The following is a 16,679-nucleotide window of genomic DNA, read 5'->3' as shown; positions in this document are numbered from 1 at the left end:
TGATAGTGATGCAACAGGAAGAGTGGTTTCACAGAGCGGTCATCTATCAGGTGGACAGTTCTCTGTTTTACGATGCCAATGGCGATGGGTTTGGCGATCTTGCCGGTATCCGCCAAAAGCTGCACTACATTCGTAGTCTGGGGGCGACGGTGCTCTGGCTGACCCCTTTCTATCTCACCCCATTGCAGGATGATGGCTATGATATCAGCGACCATCTGCAGCCCGATCCCCGCTTCGGGACCATCGCCGACGTGATTGAGCTGATTGCCCGCGCCCGGGAGCTGGGACTGCGGGTGATCGTTGAGCTGGTTATCCAGCACACCTCCGCCCGGCACCCGTGGTTTCAGGCGGCGCGACGCGATCCCCGCTCGCCGTGGCGGCCATACTATCTTTGGGCCGATCGGCCGCCGGAGAACGACGATCCGCCCATGTTTCCCGGCGTCGAGGAGAGCGTCTGGAGCTGGGACGACCAGGCCGGACAATACTATCGTCACATGTTTTATCGGCATGAGCCCGACCTGAATCTCGCTCATCCGCCGGTGATCGCCGAAATAGAAAACATCATCACCTTCTGGCTGCAGGCCGGGGTGTCAGGATTTCGTCTCGATGCGGCGTCACATCTGGTGAAGCAGGCCGGGAAGGGCGAAGAGGCGCGGGGCTACCCGCTGCTGACGCATCTTCGCCAGGTCGTGCAGCGCCTCAATCCCGACGCGATACTGTTGGGTGAAGTGGACGTGGAGGTGGAAGCGTATCGCCATTATTTCGGCCGCGGCGATCGGCTGCAGATGGTGCTCAATTTCTGGCTTAATAAATACCTCTATGTCAGCCTGGCGCAGCAGCGCGCCGCTCCGGTGGTGAAGGCGCTGCAGGCGATGGTGGCCCCGCCGGACGGATGCTGCTTCGTCAACTGGCTGCGTAACCATGATGAACTGGACCTGGAGGGGATTGGCGAACGCAACAAGCGCCAGGTTATCCGCACCTTTGCCCCGGATAAATCGATGTCGGTTTACCAGCGCGGCGTGCGCCGGCGGCTGGCGCCGATGCTGGGTGGCGATAACCGACGCATCGCGCTGGCCCATGCTATCCTGCTGGCGCTGCCTGGCGTGCCGGTGATGCGCTACGGCGACGAGATTGGTATGGGCGACGATCTGCGCTTACCGGAGCGCTACGCGGTCCGAACGCCGATGCAGTGGTCGGCGGCGCCCAACGGCGGCTTCTCCCGGGCGGCGCGGGAGGATTTGCCGGTAAAACCGGTGACCAGCGGACGGTTTCGCTACCAGCGGATCAATGTCGAAGCGGCGCTGCGCCACCCCCGCTCGCTACTGCATCGGGTGCGCAATATGGTGCTGGCGCGCACGGAATATACTGAACCGGGATCCATCCCTTTTACCCTCCTTACGGTGAAGCCTGCCGCGGTGCTGGCCTTGTGCTATCGCAGCGAATCGCGGGAGGTGCTGATGCTGGCGAACTGCGGCCAGCAGGCGGTAGAGGTCCAGCTCCCGCCGCTGGCCGAGGGCTACTGGAGCCCGATTCTGGAAGATAAGTTCTACCAGGACGGGCTGCGCGGCGGGAAAGAGGCGCGGCTGGCGCTCTCAGGGTATGGCTACCGCTGGTTCAGCCGCAGCCTGCCTTAGCGCCGTCTCCCCGGTCGACGGAACAACGCCCGCAGGGCCATCGTCGCCACCGCCACGCCGACGCCGGCAGCCACTTTTCCCGGGAGATCGGCGCTGATGGTCACTGCTTTACGCCGTGCGCCATCGTTAAAGGGGCCGTGTCCGGGATGATTGCCGCGCACCGGCGTGAACAGGTCGTCCTGGTGCTCTGCCGGCTTCGGCTGGCCGGTAAACTGTCCCTCCCACGCTTTCTTCACCATCAGCCGATCGAGCAGACGAGGGAAGAAGACCTGGCCGAGGATCGACTGGATGGTGCTTTTCCCCACCCACAGCTCGTTCACCGGCCGCTGGATCACGCTGTAGATAGCCTCGGCGGCGACCTCCGGCTGATAGACCGGCGGTACCGGCTGCATGGCCTGATCCATTTTGTTGCGCGCCCAGCCAAACTGAGCGGTGTTCATCCCCGGCAGCTGGACCATGGTCAACTGGATGTGGCTTTTCTCATGCATCAGCTCGGTGCGCACGGCATCGGTGAAGCCGCGAATGGCCGCTTTGGCTCCGCAATAGGCCGACTGCAGGGGGATCGAGCGCCAGGCCAGCGCCGATCCAGCCTGAATAATCACCCCCCGATCCCGGGGCGTCATCACCTCCAGCGCCGCGCGGGTGCCGTTGACATAGCCGAGATAGGTCACCTCCGTCACCCGGCGAAATTCGTCGTCGCTCATCTGACGAAAGGGCGCCAGCACGGTGGTCATGGCGTTGTTGATCCAGACGTCTATGGCACCGAGGGTGGCTTCCACCTCGGCGGCGGCGCGCTGCACAGCCCCGGCATCGGCAACATCGGCGCTAATCGCCAGCGTTTTGACGCCAAACCGTTCGCAGGCCTGCTGCGTCTCCTGCAGACCCGTTTCATCGCGGGCGATCAGCGCCACGTGATACCCTGCGCGGGCGAAACGCAGCGCGGTGGCTTTTCCTGCCCCGGCGGTTCCGCCGGTAATAACCATCACGGACATAGTGACCTCATTCTTTTTTTCGCTATCGTAAATTTAAGCTGCACGGATCGAATAATTATTAAGCACAAATAACAACGGTGAGGTGGGAAATATCCTGGAATAAACGCAGTGTGAATCAGGCGACATATCGTGATGACTCTGGCCTGTTTCTGCATAAGCAGGCGTTGAGGTTCTATAATCTGTAAGGTCCCTAACAACCCGCGAGGAGGAAAAATGTTGACATTAAACACGCGTAGCGTTGAAAAAGAAGAGGATGACGCCACCCGCGCCCCGGAATCGGGGGATAAACAACCGGAGCGCGATAAATAGCTATTCCGGTGTTATTCCTGTTGCGGAATAATGGATATCTGGCCGTTACGTTCGAGAATAGCGAATTTGATCGCTTTCAGTTCATAAATCCCATGGTGCTGCCTGGCCGCCAGCAGGATATCATCGACAGAAATATTGACGAGCTTGATTTTCTCATCGATGACAGCACCATTTTCCACCACGATAACCGGCGTGCCATCAAGGAAATTTTCCGCCTGGGCAAATTTTTTCTTAATATAACCAAATAAAATATCAATACTCACCAGGGTGACGATAGTCAGCATCGAACCGGTGACGGAATAGTCTGTGCTGAGCATCGCCTGCTGGGTAGCTTCGCTGATAATCAGCAGCAATATCAGGTCAAAATTCGTTAACTGCATCAGGGTTCGTCTGCCGGCAATCTTGAAAATAATCAGCAATATCAGATAGATTGCTGCGGCTCTAAGGACCATTTCCATCGCGACTCCTACGGATAGACAAACTGCTGCCAGCTGACGGCAGGGCGATCGTTGACGGCCGCCTGCAGGGAGAGCGTGCCTATGGTTTTGGGGGTAATCGCTAACCACACCGAGAGCGGCGAGCGGCTGGTCGTCCGCTGATACACCAGATATAATTTCCCGTCGGCACTGTACATTTTATCCGGCTGCGGGCGGATATCGCCAAGCTGGTAGCGAGTTAATAACGTGGCGGCGAAGCTGATCGTGGTGTCATTTTCCTGGTTGGGTTTGATCTGAATATTCAGTTCGGTTTCACTCATCAGTCTGGCATAACGCTGGTAATCGACGATTAATTCACCTCCTGCGCTTTCCCGGTGCGCCTCACTGAAATAACCAGAGGACCAAAGGCCGCTTAACGCGGTAAGGATAATGAGGCTGAGTGCAATTATCCCATAGCGCCTGAAGCGATATTCAAAGCGGAGGGCTCGTTCATTTTCGTCGACGATGGGACAAGGCTGTTGATTCTCAATCATTATTATTTTCCCCGCGTTTCGTTTCGGCATCAGCGCAACGATAAGGACATTCTTATATTAGACGATATCAGAACAATTGACTTTGTAAAAATGGCCAGCCTCAGCCAGGCTTTATTCTGTTCATCAGCAAAAACAAGGAGGCATGATGAAAAAATTAGCCTTGGCCATGGCCTGTTTGTTTGCCGCCGCTGTCGCGCAAGCGGACGATAAGGGCGGTTTTAGCCAGGATGCCGCGCCGCCGCCGCCGCACAAACTGGATGACGGCTATCGCGGCGTCGAGGAGGGGCGGATCATGACCGTTGAGCAGGCGAAAACCATGCACGACGGCGCCACGATTTCGCTGCGCGGCAATCTGCTGACCCGGCAGGGAGATGACCGTTATCAGTTTCGCGATAAAAGCGGCACCATCACCGCCATTATTCCGGTTGCCGCGTTTAATGAACAGCATGTAGAGCCTGACGATCTGGTCAGTATTAACGGTAGCCTTGATCGCAAAATGACGCCGCCGGTAGTGCGTATCGATCGCCTGCTCAAACAGTCGCCTAAATAAGGGGGGCTTGCCGGTATGAGCACAACATCTCACCCGCATGGCGAGGAGCGCGGGAAGCATCCTGCGCGCGAGGCGCCGGGCGAACAGGGCGAAGTGCCGCGTAAACGGGACGACAGCGAGGATGACAAAACCGATCCTTATCATCCTCACGATGGCCGTTAGCGTCACCCGCAACGGGTACTTTTCGGGAACGCCGGGGTGGCGGACTGCAGAATAGACGCAGGTTCGGCATCAGGCACTATACTTTTTGTTCGACATCATCACAGGAGGAGTCATATGGCGATTCATAAGAAAGGGCTGGCGCACTGGGAAGGCGATCTCAAGCATGGCAAAGGCACCGTGTCGACGGAGAGCGGGGCGCTGAGCCAACAGCCCTACGGCTTTAACACCCGTTTTGAAGGGGTGAAAGGCACCAACCCCGAGGAGCTGATCGGCGCCGCGCATGCCGCCTGCTTCTCGATGGCTCTGTCGCTGATGCTCAGCGAAGAGGGCTATACCGCGACGTCCATCGACACCACCGCGGTGGTCACCCTCAATAAAACCGACGGCGGGTTTGCGATAACCGACATCGCGCTGCAAAGCCAGATTGTCCTGCCGGGCGTCGCGCCGGCGGCGTTCGATGAGATCATCCAGAAAGCGAAGGCCGGCTGCCCGGTATCGCAGGTGCTGAAAGCCAATATCACCCTCGACTACCAGCTCAATCCGTAAGCTGTCGTGCCCGCACTCTGCGGGCACCGTTCCCGCGATCTCTCTCCCCGCCACTGCCTCCGCTGCGCAATAGTGGTATCTTTGGTCCTTTCGCAAACGTAAAGGACTCCATCATGATCGGCATTCGCGGGATGATCGAGGCGCAGGTGCTCGGCCTGACCGGCATGGCGCTAAAAGAGATTGACTTTGAACAGCCCAAAGGGGAGCCGGGGCTGTTTGGTCCGCAATCAGCCATCTGGCAGGTGCATGGCGATTTTACCTCTATGTTGTGCGGCGGCATTAGCGCGCTGCTGCTGCAGATGCTGCATCCCCTGGCGCTGGCCGGCGTCTGGGACCACTCCCGTTTTCGCGAGGATATCTTTGGCCGCCTGCGCCGCACCAGTCAGTTTATCTCCGCCACCACCTTTGCCGCCACCCCTGACGCGGAGCGGCTGATCGCCAAAGTGCAGGGGATCCATCAGCGGATCGCCGGGGTGGATAAGGATGGCACGCCGTATCAGGCAAGCGACCCGGCGCTGTTGACCTGGGTGCATGTCGCCGAGTGCAGCCGCTTTATGGCCTCCCACCTGCGCTATAAGCGCACGGTGGTCAGCGTCCAGCGCCAGGAGGACTATTTTCACGAGTCGGCGGAGATCGCTCGCCGGCTGGGGGCCGAGGATATTCCCCGGACGCCGAATGAGGTCGCGGACTATCTTGAGGCGATGCGCCCGCAGCTGCGCTGTGACGAACGTACCCGGGAGGTGGCCGAGGTGCTGCTCACCACCCGTCTGCCGGGTCGCCTGAGTCAGCCGGTTGGCCAGGTGATGATGCGGGCCGGGATCGATCTTCTGCCGCCATGGGCGCAGGAGATGCTGGGACTGTCGCTGACGCCGCTGCAGCGGCGCACGACGCGTCTGATGGTGCAGGCTATCGCCCGCGTGCTGCGCTCCTCGGTACGCAACGGCGCCTGGCATTGCGCCATGCGCCGGATGGCGGAGGCGTGATTCAGCCCGCCTCGCCCAGGTGCCGGGCAATCAGCGCCTCCAGGCTACCGTCCGCTCGCCATTCGTTCAACGCGTCGTTCACCGCGCTAAAGCGGGCCACGTCTTCCCGGGCGACGCAGATGGCCTGGTGGATCTCGGTAAAATTATCCGCCAGGACCCGCACCTCCGGATGGCGGCGCGCTGTCGCCTCCAGCGGCTGACGGATGCCGGCGACCATATCCCCTTCACCGGCGAGGAAGGCGTCGATGGCCTCCTGCGAGGAGGGGAGACGATTCAGGCTGGCGTGCTGCAGATGGCGGGTTAGCCACAGATCGTAGGCGGCATTTTGCCCGACGTTAATCGTGGTTGCCGGGCGATCCATATCGGCCACGCTCTGGCAGGGCGAACCGGCTCTCACCAGCGCGGTTCCCTGGATGGTGATATAGGGAGAGGTAAAGCGCAGGGTCGCCTCCCGTGCCGGATCGATGGCCAGAAAGGCAATATCCCAGCGTTCGCCGCCGGCGTCGGCCACCACTTTACCGGCGGCAGGATAGGTGACGAACTCGGCGGCGACGCCCCAGCGCTTCGCCAGTCGATGGCTGAGCTCGGGGGTAATGCCTGTCGGCACGCCCCTTTCGCCAGGATGGGCCAGTACCGCATTGCCCAGATTAATGGCAAAACGCAGCCGGGAGGGTGTGATATCTGACATCGCTGACTCCTGTGGTGGCTAAGAGAAGGCGGCCCGACCTGTCGGCGCCAGTGATAAGATAGTCCATCCGCGCGCGGTTGTACCTCTCCGGCCACACTTTCAGAATCTATTCATTAACGACCGCAGCGAATTCGTTAAACCGCAAGGCAATGACTTTTATATTGTTAAGCATAAACTCAGCTTGTCAGTTTATTCTTCCCGCTCACTGAGGGAGAGAAATAATGACACAACATAATTTTGACAATGATAATAAATATCATCAGCGTTCGGAGCAGGCGCGAAAGAGTACCCTGGTTAGCGTGGTGGTCAATATTTTTCTCTCCGCGTTGCAGATTGCGGTGGGAATATTCTCGGGTTCCCAGGGGTTAATTGCCGATGGAATGCACTCTTTTTCCGATCTGCTCGCCGATGGCGTTGTGCTGGTGGCGAATAAAAAGAGTCGCCGGCCCTCTGACCACGATCACCATTATGGCCACTGGCGCTATGAGAACGGCGCCTCTCTGGTCCTCGGCGCGATCCTGGCGCTGGTCGGGGTCGGTATGCTGTGGTCTGCAGCGGGTCATCTCGCGCAACCGCAGACGATTGCGCCGGTGCACAGCGTGGCGCTGTGGATGGCGCTGACGGCGCTGGTGGTCAAAGAGGGACTGTTTCGCTATATGCTGGCGGCCGCCAGGCGGCTGAACTCCTCGCTGCTCATCGCCAACGCCTGGCATGCCCGCTCGGACGCCGCGTCATCCCTGGTGGTGGCGCTGGGGATCATCGGTAATCTGGCCGGGTTTGCCTGGTTCGATCCGCTCGCCGCGCTGGCGGTGGGGCTGGTGATTACGCGGATGGGCTATCGTTTCGCCGCCACCGCGCTGCACGATTTAATGGACCGCGCCGTCGATGAAGAGACGCAGCGGGCGATCGCCGGCACGCTGCGGGCCACGCCGGGCGTGGCGGGTCTGCACGATTTGAAAACCCGTAAGGCGGGGGATCTGGTGCTGGTGGATGTCCATCTCGAGGTGGCCGGAGAGCTGTCGGTAGCCGAAGGGCATCAGATTGCCCGGCAGGCGCGGGCGCGGGTCATAGCGCACCATCCGGTGCTCAATGTGATGGTGCATCTCGATCCCAGCGCGGCGGTTGCCGGTTCGCCGGAGGAGGCAAACTGCCTGACGTCATAAGCGGAAAACAGACTGGCTCAGCGGTTATTTAACCTCTGAGCCATTATTCCTCGCGCCACCCGCTCGCACATTGATTGCCCGAACGATAAATAAGGCTCATACTGAGCCGGCCATTGCCATCGCTAAATAATGGCGCAGATCTGCCCGTTGCAGTTAACGATAAAATAAACCAATCGGTTCATCGATACTCTCTATTTTTTATTTAGAGATAATAACCAGAGCGGTAATTCAGGAAGTCAGACAATGATCATTCGGCCAGAACAACACTGGTTTCTTCGCCTATTTGACTGGCACGGCTCCGTGCTGTCGAAAATCATCTTTCGTCTGCTGCTTAATGTGCTGATGTCCATCATCGCCATTATCAGCTATCAATGGTACGCGCAGTGGGGGATCCACTTAACGGTGGCGCCGTTCAGCCTGCTGGGGATCGCGATAGCGATTTTCCTCGGCTTTCGCAACAGCGCCAGCTACAGCCGCTTCGTCGAGGCGCGCAATCTGTGGGGGACGGTGCTTATCGCCGAACGTACGCTGGTGCGCCAGTTGCGCAATATCCTGCCGGCCGAACACGATGCCCATCGCCGCATCGTCAGCTACCTGGTGGCTTTTAGCTGGAGCCTGAAGCACCAGCTGCGCAAAACCGATCCGACGGCTGACCTGCGGCGGTTGCTGCCGGCGGACCAGGTGGCGGAGATCCTCGCCAGCTCAATGCCTACCAACCGGATCCTGCTGCTGGTCGGCAACGAAATCGGCCAGCTGCGCGAGGCGGGCAAGCTTAGCGACATCACCTATGGGCTGATGGACAACAAACTCGATGAGCTGGCGCACGTGCTGGGCGGCTGCGAAAGGCTGGCCACCACCCCGGTGCCGTTCGCCTATACCCTGATCCTACAGCGCACCGTGTATCTGTTCTGCACGCTGCTGCCGTTCGCCCTGGTCGGGGATCTGCACTACATGACGCCGTTTGTCTCGGTCTTTATCTCCTACACCTTTTTGTCGTGGGATTCACTGGCGGAAGAGCTGGAGGATCCCTTCGGCACCGCCGCCAACGACCTGCCGCTGAACGCGATGTGCAATACCATTGAGCGCAATCTGCTCGACATGACCGGTCAACATCCGCTGCCGGAGACGCTGCGTCCGGACCGGTACTTCAACCTGACCTGAGCCCCTGCGCACCGGGCAGTTTCCGCTGCCCGGTCATCACTTTCCCGCGCCCATGCGACCCGCCGCGCGGAAGGGGCGATAAAAGCAAAATTTGCAAATAAGTTAAATTTAACACCCGATAGATAACATCAATTATACAGATTTGTGGTGTATGTTATTATTCGGTTAACAAACGCAGTACCTACGCTTTCCCATCGTACTATCCTTGAGAAACAGCATTCTTATCAGGTGACGCCGCGCACACCACGCCTCGTCGCCGGGGTCGTCGCACGCTTTTTTTCCGCCGGCGGCGGCCAGAACAGAGCAGCAGGAGTAAAAAGATGACCAATAAAAGACGCGCGGTTCCCGGTGTTCACCCTTATGACGGTCCGGCAGGCGGATGGGGCGCGTTGAAGGCGACGGCCATCGCCGTGCGTACCCAGATGGATGCCTTTGAAGCGCCCGCCACGCTGCTGCGAACCAACCAGCCTGACGGCTTCGATTGCCCGGGCTGCGCCTGGCCGGATAAAGAGCATAAATCCACTTTTCAGTTTTGCGAAAACGGCGCCAAAGCTGTGACCTGGGAGGCGACCACCAAACGGGTGACGCCAGCGTTCCTCGCGGCTAACACCGTGACCTCCCTGCTGGCGAAAAGCGATTTTGAACTGGAGGGCTATGGCCGCTTAACCCATCCTTTGGTTTACGACCGCGCCAGCGACACGCTGCGCCCGGTGGCGTGGGAAGAGGCTTTCGCCCGTATCGGCGAGATCCTTCGCGGCCTGCAGCCGGATGAAGTTGAATTCTACACCTCCGGACGGGCCTCCAATGAAGCGGCGTGGCTGTTTCAGCTGTTTGCCCGCGAGTATGGCACCAATAACTTTCCCGACTGCTCTAACATGTGCCATGAATCCACCAGCGTGGGCCTGCCGCAGTCGATCGGCATTGGCAAAGGCACCGTTTCCCTCGACGATTTTGACCAGACCGAGCTGGTGATCTCTATCGGCCATAATCCGGGCACCAACCACCCGCGGATGATGGGCACCCTGCATGAGCTTTCCCGCCGCGGCGTGCCGATTATCGTTTTTAATCCGCTGCGTGAGCGGGCGCTGGAGCGTTTTGCCGACCCGCAAAACGTGATGGAGATGGCGACGTATCGCTCGACGCCGATCGCCTCGACCTACTACCAGGTGCGGGCCGGCGGCGACGCGGCGGCGCTGAAAGGGATCGCCAAAGCGCTGCTGCAGCTGGAGGAGGAGCAGGGCCAGGTGCTCGACCACGCGTTTATTGCGCAACATACCCAGGGGTTCGCCGCCTTCGCCGAGGATCTGCACGCCACCCGCTGGCAGGACATTGAGCAGGAGTCCGGCCTGACGCGCGAGTCGCTGACCCAGGTCGCCGTGGCCTACGCCAAATCCAGGGCCACCATCGTCACCTACGGCATGGGGATCACTCAGCATAATAAAGGCACTTCCAACGTCCGGCTGATTGCCGACCTGCTGCTGATGCGCGGCAATATCGGCAAGCCGGGGGCCGGCATCTGTCCGCTGCGCGGCCACTCTAACGTGCAGGGAAACCGCACCGTTGGGATCAGCGAAAAACCTTCCGCGGCCTTCCTCGACAGCCTGCAGCGGGTGATGGGGATCACGCCGCCGCGGCATCATGGTCACGATGCGGTGAAGGCGCTGGAGGCCATGATCGCCGGCGACGCCAAAGCCCTGATCTGCCTCGGGGGCAACTTCGCCGTGGCGATGCCGGATCACGAACGCGCCTTCCCGGCGATGCGCGGCCTTGAGCTCAGCGTGCACGTCGGCACCAAGCTCAACCGCTCGCACCTGCTGACGGCGAAAGAGACCTTTATTCTGCCGTGCCTTGGCCGCACCGAGCTTGACCTGCAGGCCAGCGGCCGACAGTCGATCACCGTCGAGGATTCGATGTCGATGGTGCATGCCTCGTCAGGCAAGCTAAAGCCCGCCTCGCCGACGCTGCGCTCGGAGCCGGCGATTGTCGCCGGTCTGGCGAAGGCCACTCTGCCGGCCAGCAAAGTGGACTGGCTGTATCTGGTGGAAGATTACGACCGTATTCGCGATCTGATCGAACAGACCATTCCGGGGTTCGAAAATTATAACCAGCGCATTCGCCACCCCGGGGGCTTTCGCATGCCGCTGCCGCCGACCGAGCGCATCTGGCCTACCGCCACCGGCAAAGCCATGTTCTCGGTTTTCAAAGGCGTGCATGAGAACGTGGTGGTGGAGGGCGAGGAGGTGATGCGCTTAGTGACCCTGCGCAGCCACGACCAGTACAACACCACCATCTACGCCATGGATGACCGCTACCGCGGCGTCTTCGGCCGCCGCGACGTGCTGTTTATGAACGAGCAGGATATGGCCGCCCAGGGTCTGGAGCATGGCGATCGGGTAGATATCCACACTGCGCTGCCGGGCAGCTCGCTGACGCTCAGAGATATCACGGTGGTGGCCTACGGCATCGCGCCCGGCACCGTCGGCGCCTATTATCCGGAAGCCAACGTGCTGGTGCCGCTGAACTATCTGGATGAAGAGAGCGGGACGCCTTCCTATAAGTCTGTCCCCGTCCGCCTGACGCTGCGCTCGAAAGAGATCCGCCCGCTGTCCGGTGTGCGTTAAAGAAGGAGGGCGTTGGGCGGCGTCGCGCCGTCCTGCGCCCGTCGCCCCCTCGTCTCCTCGCTTGAATTTATCGGTTATGAAACTAACATTCTGGTAACCTGTGCGCGGCCCCGGGGGTGAACGGCGGGGTTCAAACGGGAAAAAGAATGGACATTAAGCAACTCAAGTATTTGATCGCGCTCGATCAGACGCGCCATTTTGGCCAGGCGGCGGCAGCCTGCCATATTACCCAGCCGACCCTCTCCATGCGCATTCGTAATCTGGAAGAGGAGCTGAACCTGACCCTTATCCAGCGCGGCCAGCGCTTCGAGGGTTTTACCCCGGAGGGGGAGCGGATCCTGGCCTGGGCGCGGGCGGTGCTTGCCGCCCATGACGGTCTGGCGGCGGAGGCGGCCATTTGTCGCGGACAGATGGTCGGTCAGCTGCGGGTTGGCATGGTGCCGCTGGCGAGCCTCAACCCGATGCAGCTGATTAAACCTCTCGCGGAGAAATACCCGGCGCTGCAGTTCAGCCTGCTGTCAATGACCTCGGAGCAGATTATCGATGGCGTCAGCCGCAACCAGCTGGACCTGGGGATCTGTTACCTGCAGCATCTGGATGAACGTCTGTTTAAGATCGCCCGGCTGCCGCAAACCCGGATGGGACTGTTGCACGATAAACGCCATTTCGACTTCAGCGACGGGACGCCGGGGTGGGATAGGCTGGCGACGCTGCCCCTTGGCTTTCTGACCAAGGGAATGTACTACCGGGAATCCATTGAAATCAGCTTTAAGGCCAAAGGGCTAACGCCGAAGTCTGTCTTTGAAAGCGATTCGACGTTTCAGATAATCCAGGCGGTGCAGGCGGGGATCTGCTGCGCCATCATGCCGCTCAACAACGGCCTGGAAGCCCTCAGCGACAATCTTGATATCCTGCCCATCGTCGAAAGCCAGGTCGATTCGCAGCTGGCGCTGATTATGCGCCAGCAGGAGCCGGTCTCGACCCTGGCGGAAAAATGCTTCGCCGAGGCGCAGGGGATTTTTGGCTGAGGCCAGCCTCAGATATTCTCCAGTCGAATGCCCCGGGTTCTCGGGCCGAAGATCCCCACCGACAGCATCACCATCAGCATACTGACGACGATAAAGCTAATCACCCCCGGCGTACCGCCATATTGCAGAATAATGCCGATCAGGATGCTGGTCACCGCGGTCGAGAGCCGGCTGAACGAGTAGCAGAAGCCGACGGCGCGGGCGCGAATATGGGTCGGGAAGACCTCGGCCTGGTAGGCGTGGTAGCTGATGGTCAGCCAGGCGTTGGACCAGGTGATCATAAACCCGCAGATCACCAGCAGAACCGGACTGTTCTGCAGGGCAAACAGGGTGCCGAAGATGACGGTCATCAGCGCGGAGAGGACGATCTGCCACTTGTTCTCAAAGCGATGCACGAAGCGGGTGCAGAACAGGCAGCCCAGCGGATAGGCGAGGGTGATAAAGAAGGCGTACAGCAGACTGTGGGTAATGCTGGCGCCCTGGCCGGAGAGCAATGCCGGCAGCCAGTTGCCAAAGCCGAAGAAACCGATCGCCTGGAAGAAATTCATCACCATCAGCATCAGGGTGCGCTGCCGATACTGCGGCGCCCAGATTTCGCGGAAGGTGCCGCGTTTGACGACGCTCTCCGCCGCCTGCGCATGCTTCGGCGACGGCGTCAGGCCGCAGCGGGCTTCCATCGCGCACATCACCGCATGCGCCTCATCATGCCGCCCTTTGGTTTCCAGCCAGCGGGCTGACTCCGGCAGTTTTTTGCGGATAAACCAGATCGCCAGCGAGAACAGCGCGCCGAAGATGATCACCCAGCGCCAGCCGCTGAGGCCGAAGAGGGTGGTTGGCACCAATATCCAGGACATCAGCGCCACCGCCGGAACCGACAGAAACTGGATAAAGAAGGCAAAGGCGAAGGCTTTATTGCGCAGGTGGGTAGGGACCCATTCGCTGAGGTAAGTGTCAATGGTCACCAGCTCAATGCCGAGGCCGATCCCTACCAGAAAGCGGAAGAAGATCACCCCTTCCGCGCTGCTCTGGGTCGCCATCAGCAGCGAGAAAAAGCCGTACCAGGCGAGCGCCACCATAAAGGTCAGCCGGCGTCCCAGCTTGTCCGCCAGCGGCGCCAGCAGGCTCGCGCCGATAAACAGCCCCATAAAGGTGGCGGAGGCAAAGGCCGCCTGATCGGCGATGCCAAAGATCCCCTCCGCGCCGGTGTGGAAAATACCCTCCGCCAGCAGGCCCGCGCTGATGTACCCGGTCTGGAACAAGTCGTAGAGCTCGAAGAAGCCGCCGAGAGAGAGCAGGGTGATAAACGACCATAACCCGAAGGAGGCGGGCAACGCGTCAATGCGTCCGGTTAAGGTGGCGTGCGGTTGTCCTGGCGAAGCATAGGGCGTTTCGCCGAGAACCTGGGTAGTAGACATGGTGTTGTGTTCCTCAGGAAGAATGGTTTGCCTGCTAATGTTAAGTGATTGTTAATAGTTTTAAATTTTTAATCTTCAGCGTTAACGGCAATCTTTAGCGCAAGATCGCGCCGTACAGGAGGAAAGTTGAGATTCATGCTGCTTTTCGCCGCACGCCAGGGGAAGAATTGAAGTAAATCACCGTGGGCGGCAATGTTCCCCGCCTGGCGTTGTCGCGCTGCCCAGGGCCCGGGCCAGACAGAGTAAACGAATCCTCACCGGCGGCGTTTTCCCGCTTTACCCGCTATTACGCCGGGCTATAATGTGCCCACTTTCATACAGGAGTCATGCGTTGGACAGTCATCCTTATTGTTATTCTCCGGCAAGCTAACGCGACTGTTTTCGCTGCTTGCCGAACCGGCGGGCAGCAATCTTTGATTACCGGATTGCCTCCCTTAATGTAGTGATTCGCGACCGTACGCGAGAGGCACCGTTATGTTTCTGTTTCCCACCAGCTTATTTCCTCCACCATCACCCGCCCGCTAATTGCCCGGCGCGGCTGAGCGCGACATCAATAATTTTTGGCTTTCAGTTATCTGGAGGAAGGCGCGATGGTATTTCCTTATATGACACATTTACTCGCGGCGATGCTGCTGGGAGCGCTGATCGGCGCGGAAAGACAGTGGCGGCAACGTATGGCCGGCTTGCGGACCAATGCGCTGGTGGCCACCGGCGCGGCGGTGTTTATTCTTAGCGCGATGTCGGCGTCGCCGGACAGCCCCGGGCGCATTGCGGCGCAGATCGTCTCCGGTATCGGCTTCCTTGGGGCGGGAGTGATTATGCGCGATGGCATGAACGTTCGCGGCCTCAATACCGCCGCCACCCTGTGGTGCTCGGCCGGTATCGGTGTCCTCTGCGGCCTGGGACAGTTCTGGAACGCGACGGCGGCGACGCTGATTATTCTGTGCGCTAATATCCTGCTCCGCGAAGCGGCGCAGCGCATTCATGCCTTGCCGGGCGCCGGAGACGAAGAGAAACGCTATATCTTGCGCGTCACCTGTTTACGCGAGCATGAAAAGGCCGTGCGTCAGCTGCTGCTGAATATTGCTCAGCAGCAAAGGTTCACCCTGCAGGGGCTGCAGTCGGCGGCGGCAGATACGGCGGATCAGCGGGAGATTTGCGCGGAGCTGATTAGCCATAAGCAGCATCACAAAACGCTGGCGCAGATTATGGCGCAGGTGGCCGGCCAGCAGAATGTCACCTCGGTACACTGGCGCGTCGGAGAAGCGTAGAGACAGGCGGCGGGGCAGAAGACATGGCCGCTCGCCGCGCGATTCGCCAACCCGCGGGAAAGCGGCTAGAATGGCCTCCTGCCGGAGGTTATAAGAATGTTAAATAATGGATGTGTGTCGTCGGAATCTGCCCAGACTATGACGACGGCTGATTTTCGCTTTACCCGCGTGATGGCCGAGCAGGCGGCGCGTGCCCGTCTGACGCTGGACGACGATCAGCTGTCGCTCATCGCCCGCCTCGACGCCCTGGGTCAGCAGCTGTTGTCCGCGCCCGGCACGCCGCAGGGACTGTACGTTTGGGGACGCACCGGGCGAGGGAAAAGCTTTATTCTCGACCACTTTTTTGCCAGCCTGCCGCTCGCCGCCAGGCGTCGGGTCCATTTTCATCACTTCTTCCGCGAACTGCATCAGCGGCTGAATGCCCCCGGCGCGCCCGGCCTGCAGGCGGTGATGATGCAGATGACCTCCGGCTGCCGCCTGCTGTGCTTTGACGAATTTCATCTTCATGACCCCGGCGACGCCATGCTGATAAAGGCGCTGCTGGAACACCTTTTTCAACGGGGCATCGTGCTGCTGGCAACCTCTAACTACCCGCCGGAGATGCTGCTGCCTAATCCGCTGTATCACGATCGCTTTTTACCGTCGATCGCGCTGATCCGCGCCCACCTGGCGGTCGTCGCGCTTAACGGCGAGGAGGATTATCGCGAACGGCACCTGAGCCAGGATAACGCCTTCTGCAGCGGGCGGCTATGGGTTAACCCGAGCGAACAACAGCGTCAGCTGTACGATCTGCCCTCGCTGCCTGCCGAACCGGTTCCGCTGGCGGTAGGCTATCGCACGCTGCAGGCGGCCGCGGCGTCACCCGACTTGCTCCATTTCTCTTTTGCCCAACTCTGCCAGGCCGCCACGGCGGTGATGGACTATCTGGCGCTCAGCGAACGTTATGCCGTCTGGTTGCTGGACGAGGTGCCGCCGCTGGCCACGGTAGGGCCGGCGGCCCAGCAGCGCGTTATCAACGTGATTGATGTGCTGTATGAAAAGCAGATCCGCCTGCTGCTGGTGACCCGCTGCGACCTGGAGACGCTGGTGGCCGGGGTGGAACTGGAGGATATTCAGCGAACGCGGAGCCGCCTGCAACAGCTGCCGCGGGCGGTATAAAAAAAACGCCCCGGCGGGTGCCGGGGCG

Annotated in this window: 16 protein-coding genes; 11 read left to right on the top strand and 5 right to left on the bottom strand. The window is 60.0% G+C overall.

Annotation, left to right across the window (positions count from 1 at the left end; all coding sequences use genetic code 11):
- Positions 1-8 precede the first annotated feature (8 nt).
- Positions 9-1,634: an alpha-amylase family protein gene (locus tag QLG03_RS16660; protein ID WP_255987655.1), complete on the top strand. Its 1,626-nt coding sequence runs from the start codon at positions 9-11 to the stop codon at positions 1,632-1,634.
- Here QLG03_RS16660 and QLG03_RS16655 read toward each other — a convergent pair.
- The 3 genes from QLG03_RS16655 to QLG03_RS16645 form a co-directional block, all read right to left on the bottom strand.
- Positions 1,631-2,626: an SDR family oxidoreductase gene (locus QLG03_RS16655; protein ID WP_023289824.1), complete on the bottom strand. Its 996-nt coding sequence runs from the start codon at positions 2,624-2,626 to the stop codon at positions 1,631-1,633. The two genes, QLG03_RS16660 and QLG03_RS16655, sit on opposite strands and share 4 nt — an antisense overlap.
- Positions 2,627-2,946: 320 nt before the next feature.
- Positions 2,947-3,393 (bottom strand): YetF domain-containing protein, encoded by a 447-nt coding sequence (locus QLG03_RS16650; RefSeq protein ID WP_023289822.1) that lies wholly within the window; start codon positions 3,391-3,393, stop codon positions 2,947-2,949.
- 8 nt (positions 3,394-3,401) lie between these two features.
- Entirely contained in the window at positions 3,402-3,905 is a 504-nt protein-coding gene (locus QLG03_RS16645; RefSeq protein WP_110237742.1) for a hypothetical protein, read from the bottom strand.
- Between the two features lie 145 nt (positions 3,906-4,050).
- On the opposite strand from QLG03_RS16645, the gene QLG03_RS16640 reads away from it, so the two are divergent.
- From QLG03_RS16640 to QLG03_RS16625, 4 genes are all read left to right on the top strand, one after another.
- Positions 4,051-4,455: a YdeI family stress tolerance OB fold protein gene (locus QLG03_RS16640; RefSeq protein ID WP_032452981.1), complete on the top strand. Its 405-nt coding sequence runs from the start codon at positions 4,051-4,053 to the stop codon at positions 4,453-4,455.
- 15 nt (positions 4,456-4,470) lie between these two features.
- Positions 4,471-4,617, top strand: a complete 147-nt coding sequence (locus QLG03_RS16635) for a hypothetical protein (RefSeq protein ID WP_032452980.1) — start codon at positions 4,471-4,473, stop codon at positions 4,615-4,617.
- Between the two features lie 114 nt (positions 4,618-4,731).
- On the top strand, positions 4,732-5,163 hold the full coding sequence (locus QLG03_RS16630; protein WP_004202630.1) for an OsmC family protein: 432 nt from the start codon (positions 4,732-4,734) through the stop codon (positions 5,161-5,163).
- A gap of 113 nt (positions 5,164-5,276) precedes the next feature.
- Positions 5,277-6,146, top strand: coding sequence for an oxygenase MpaB family protein (locus tag QLG03_RS16625; protein WP_255987649.1), 870 nt, complete (start codon positions 5,277-5,279; stop codon positions 6,144-6,146).
- Position 6,147: 1 nt separating this feature from the next.
- Here QLG03_RS16625 and QLG03_RS16620 read toward each other — a convergent pair whose 3' ends face one another.
- A complete protein-coding gene (locus tag QLG03_RS16620) occupies positions 6,148-6,834 on the bottom strand; it encodes an ABC transporter substrate-binding protein (RefSeq protein WP_023289818.1) in 687 nt (228 codons plus the stop codon).
- Positions 6,835-7,055: 221 nt separating this feature from the next.
- Between QLG03_RS16620 and QLG03_RS16615 the strand changes: the two genes are divergently transcribed.
- The 4 genes from QLG03_RS16615 (at position 7,056) to QLG03_RS16600 (ending at position 12,807) form a co-directional block, all read left to right on the top strand.
- Positions 7,056-7,997 (top strand): cation diffusion facilitator family transporter, encoded by a 942-nt coding sequence (locus QLG03_RS16615; RefSeq protein WP_255987646.1) that lies wholly within the window; start codon positions 7,056-7,058, stop codon positions 7,995-7,997.
- 243 nt (positions 7,998-8,240) lie between these two features.
- Positions 8,241-9,158, top strand: a complete 918-nt coding sequence (locus QLG03_RS16610; RefSeq protein WP_032452977.1) for a bestrophin family ion channel — start codon at positions 8,241-8,243, stop codon at positions 9,156-9,158.
- Between the two features lie 320 nt (positions 9,159-9,478).
- Positions 9,479-11,779 carry an FdhF/YdeP family oxidoreductase gene (locus tag QLG03_RS16605; RefSeq protein WP_065881671.1) on the top strand — a complete coding sequence of 767 codons (2,301 nt, stop codon included), beginning with the start codon at positions 9,479-9,481 and terminating at the stop codon, positions 11,777-11,779.
- A 146-nt stretch (positions 11,780-11,925) separates the two neighbouring features.
- Positions 11,926-12,807 (top strand): LysR family transcriptional regulator, encoded by an 882-nt coding sequence (locus tag QLG03_RS16600; RefSeq protein WP_102006168.1) that lies wholly within the window; start codon positions 11,926-11,928, stop codon positions 12,805-12,807.
- An 8-nt stretch (positions 12,808-12,815) separates the two neighbouring features.
- Here QLG03_RS16600 and QLG03_RS16595 read toward each other — a convergent pair whose 3' ends face one another.
- The gene (locus tag QLG03_RS16595; RefSeq protein ID WP_255987641.1) at positions 12,816-14,222 is read right to left on the bottom strand and encodes an MFS transporter; all 1,407 of its coding nucleotides are present in this window, start codon (positions 14,220-14,222) and stop codon (positions 12,816-12,818) included.
- 590 nt (positions 14,223-14,812) lie between these two features.
- Here QLG03_RS16595 and QLG03_RS16590 point away from each other — a divergent pair.
- Together QLG03_RS16590 and zapE are read left to right on the top strand one after the other, a co-directional pair.
- A complete protein-coding gene (locus QLG03_RS16590; RefSeq protein ID WP_048297575.1) occupies positions 14,813-15,493 on the top strand; it encodes an MgtC family protein in 681 nt (226 codons plus the stop codon).
- A 96-nt stretch (positions 15,494-15,589) separates the two neighbouring features.
- A complete protein-coding gene (zapE, locus tag QLG03_RS16585) occupies positions 15,590-16,651 on the top strand; it encodes a cell division protein ZapE (RefSeq protein ID WP_255987638.1) in 1,062 nt (353 codons plus the stop codon).
- The last annotated feature ends 28 nt before the right edge of the window (positions 16,652-16,679 follow it).

Source organism: Klebsiella sp. V115_8 (assembly GCF_029967715.1).
GTDB classification, from domain to species: domain Bacteria; phylum Pseudomonadota; class Gammaproteobacteria; order Enterobacterales; family Enterobacteriaceae; genus Klebsiella; species Klebsiella quasipneumoniae.
This window is presented reverse-complemented; position numbering and strand designations above follow the sequence as displayed.

Coding starts and splice junctions, on each gene's coding strand:
- QLG03_RS16660 (WP_255987655.1), top strand. CDS start 9: ATGCAACAGGAAGAGTGGTTTCACAGAGCGGTCATCTATCAGGTGGAC.
- QLG03_RS16655 (WP_023289824.1), bottom strand. CDS start 2,626: ATGTCCGTGATGGTTATTACCGGCGGAACCGCCGGGGCAGGAAAAGCC.
- QLG03_RS16650 (WP_023289822.1), bottom strand. CDS start 3,393: ATGGAAATGGTCCTTAGAGCCGCAGCAATCTATCTGATATTGCTGATT.
- QLG03_RS16645 (WP_110237742.1), bottom strand. CDS start 3,905: ATGATTGAGAATCAACAGCCTTGTCCCATCGTCGACGAAAATGAACGA.
- QLG03_RS16640 (WP_032452981.1), top strand. CDS start 4,051: ATGAAAAAATTAGCCTTGGCCATGGCCTGTTTGTTTGCCGCCGCTGTC.
- QLG03_RS16635 (WP_032452980.1), top strand. CDS start 4,471: ATGAGCACAACATCTCACCCGCATGGCGAGGAGCGCGGGAAGCATCCT.
- QLG03_RS16630 (WP_004202630.1), top strand. CDS start 4,732: ATGGCGATTCATAAGAAAGGGCTGGCGCACTGGGAAGGCGATCTCAAG.
- QLG03_RS16625 (WP_255987649.1), top strand. CDS start 5,277: ATGATCGGCATTCGCGGGATGATCGAGGCGCAGGTGCTCGGCCTGACC.
- QLG03_RS16620 (WP_023289818.1), bottom strand. CDS start 6,834: ATGTCAGATATCACACCCTCCCGGCTGCGTTTTGCCATTAATCTGGGC.
- QLG03_RS16615 (WP_255987646.1), top strand. CDS start 7,056: ATGACACAACATAATTTTGACAATGATAATAAATATCATCAGCGTTCG.
- QLG03_RS16610 (WP_032452977.1), top strand. CDS start 8,241: ATGATCATTCGGCCAGAACAACACTGGTTTCTTCGCCTATTTGACTGG.
- QLG03_RS16605 (WP_065881671.1), top strand. CDS start 9,479: ATGACCAATAAAAGACGCGCGGTTCCCGGTGTTCACCCTTATGACGGT.
- QLG03_RS16600 (WP_102006168.1), top strand. CDS start 11,926: ATGGACATTAAGCAACTCAAGTATTTGATCGCGCTCGATCAGACGCGC.
- QLG03_RS16595 (WP_255987641.1), bottom strand. CDS start 14,222: ATGTCTACTACCCAGGTTCTCGGCGAAACGCCCTATGCTTCGCCAGGA.
- QLG03_RS16590 (WP_048297575.1), top strand. CDS start 14,813: ATGGTATTTCCTTATATGACACATTTACTCGCGGCGATGCTGCTGGGA.
- zapE (WP_255987638.1), top strand. CDS start 15,590: ATGTTAAATAATGGATGTGTGTCGTCGGAATCTGCCCAGACTATGACG.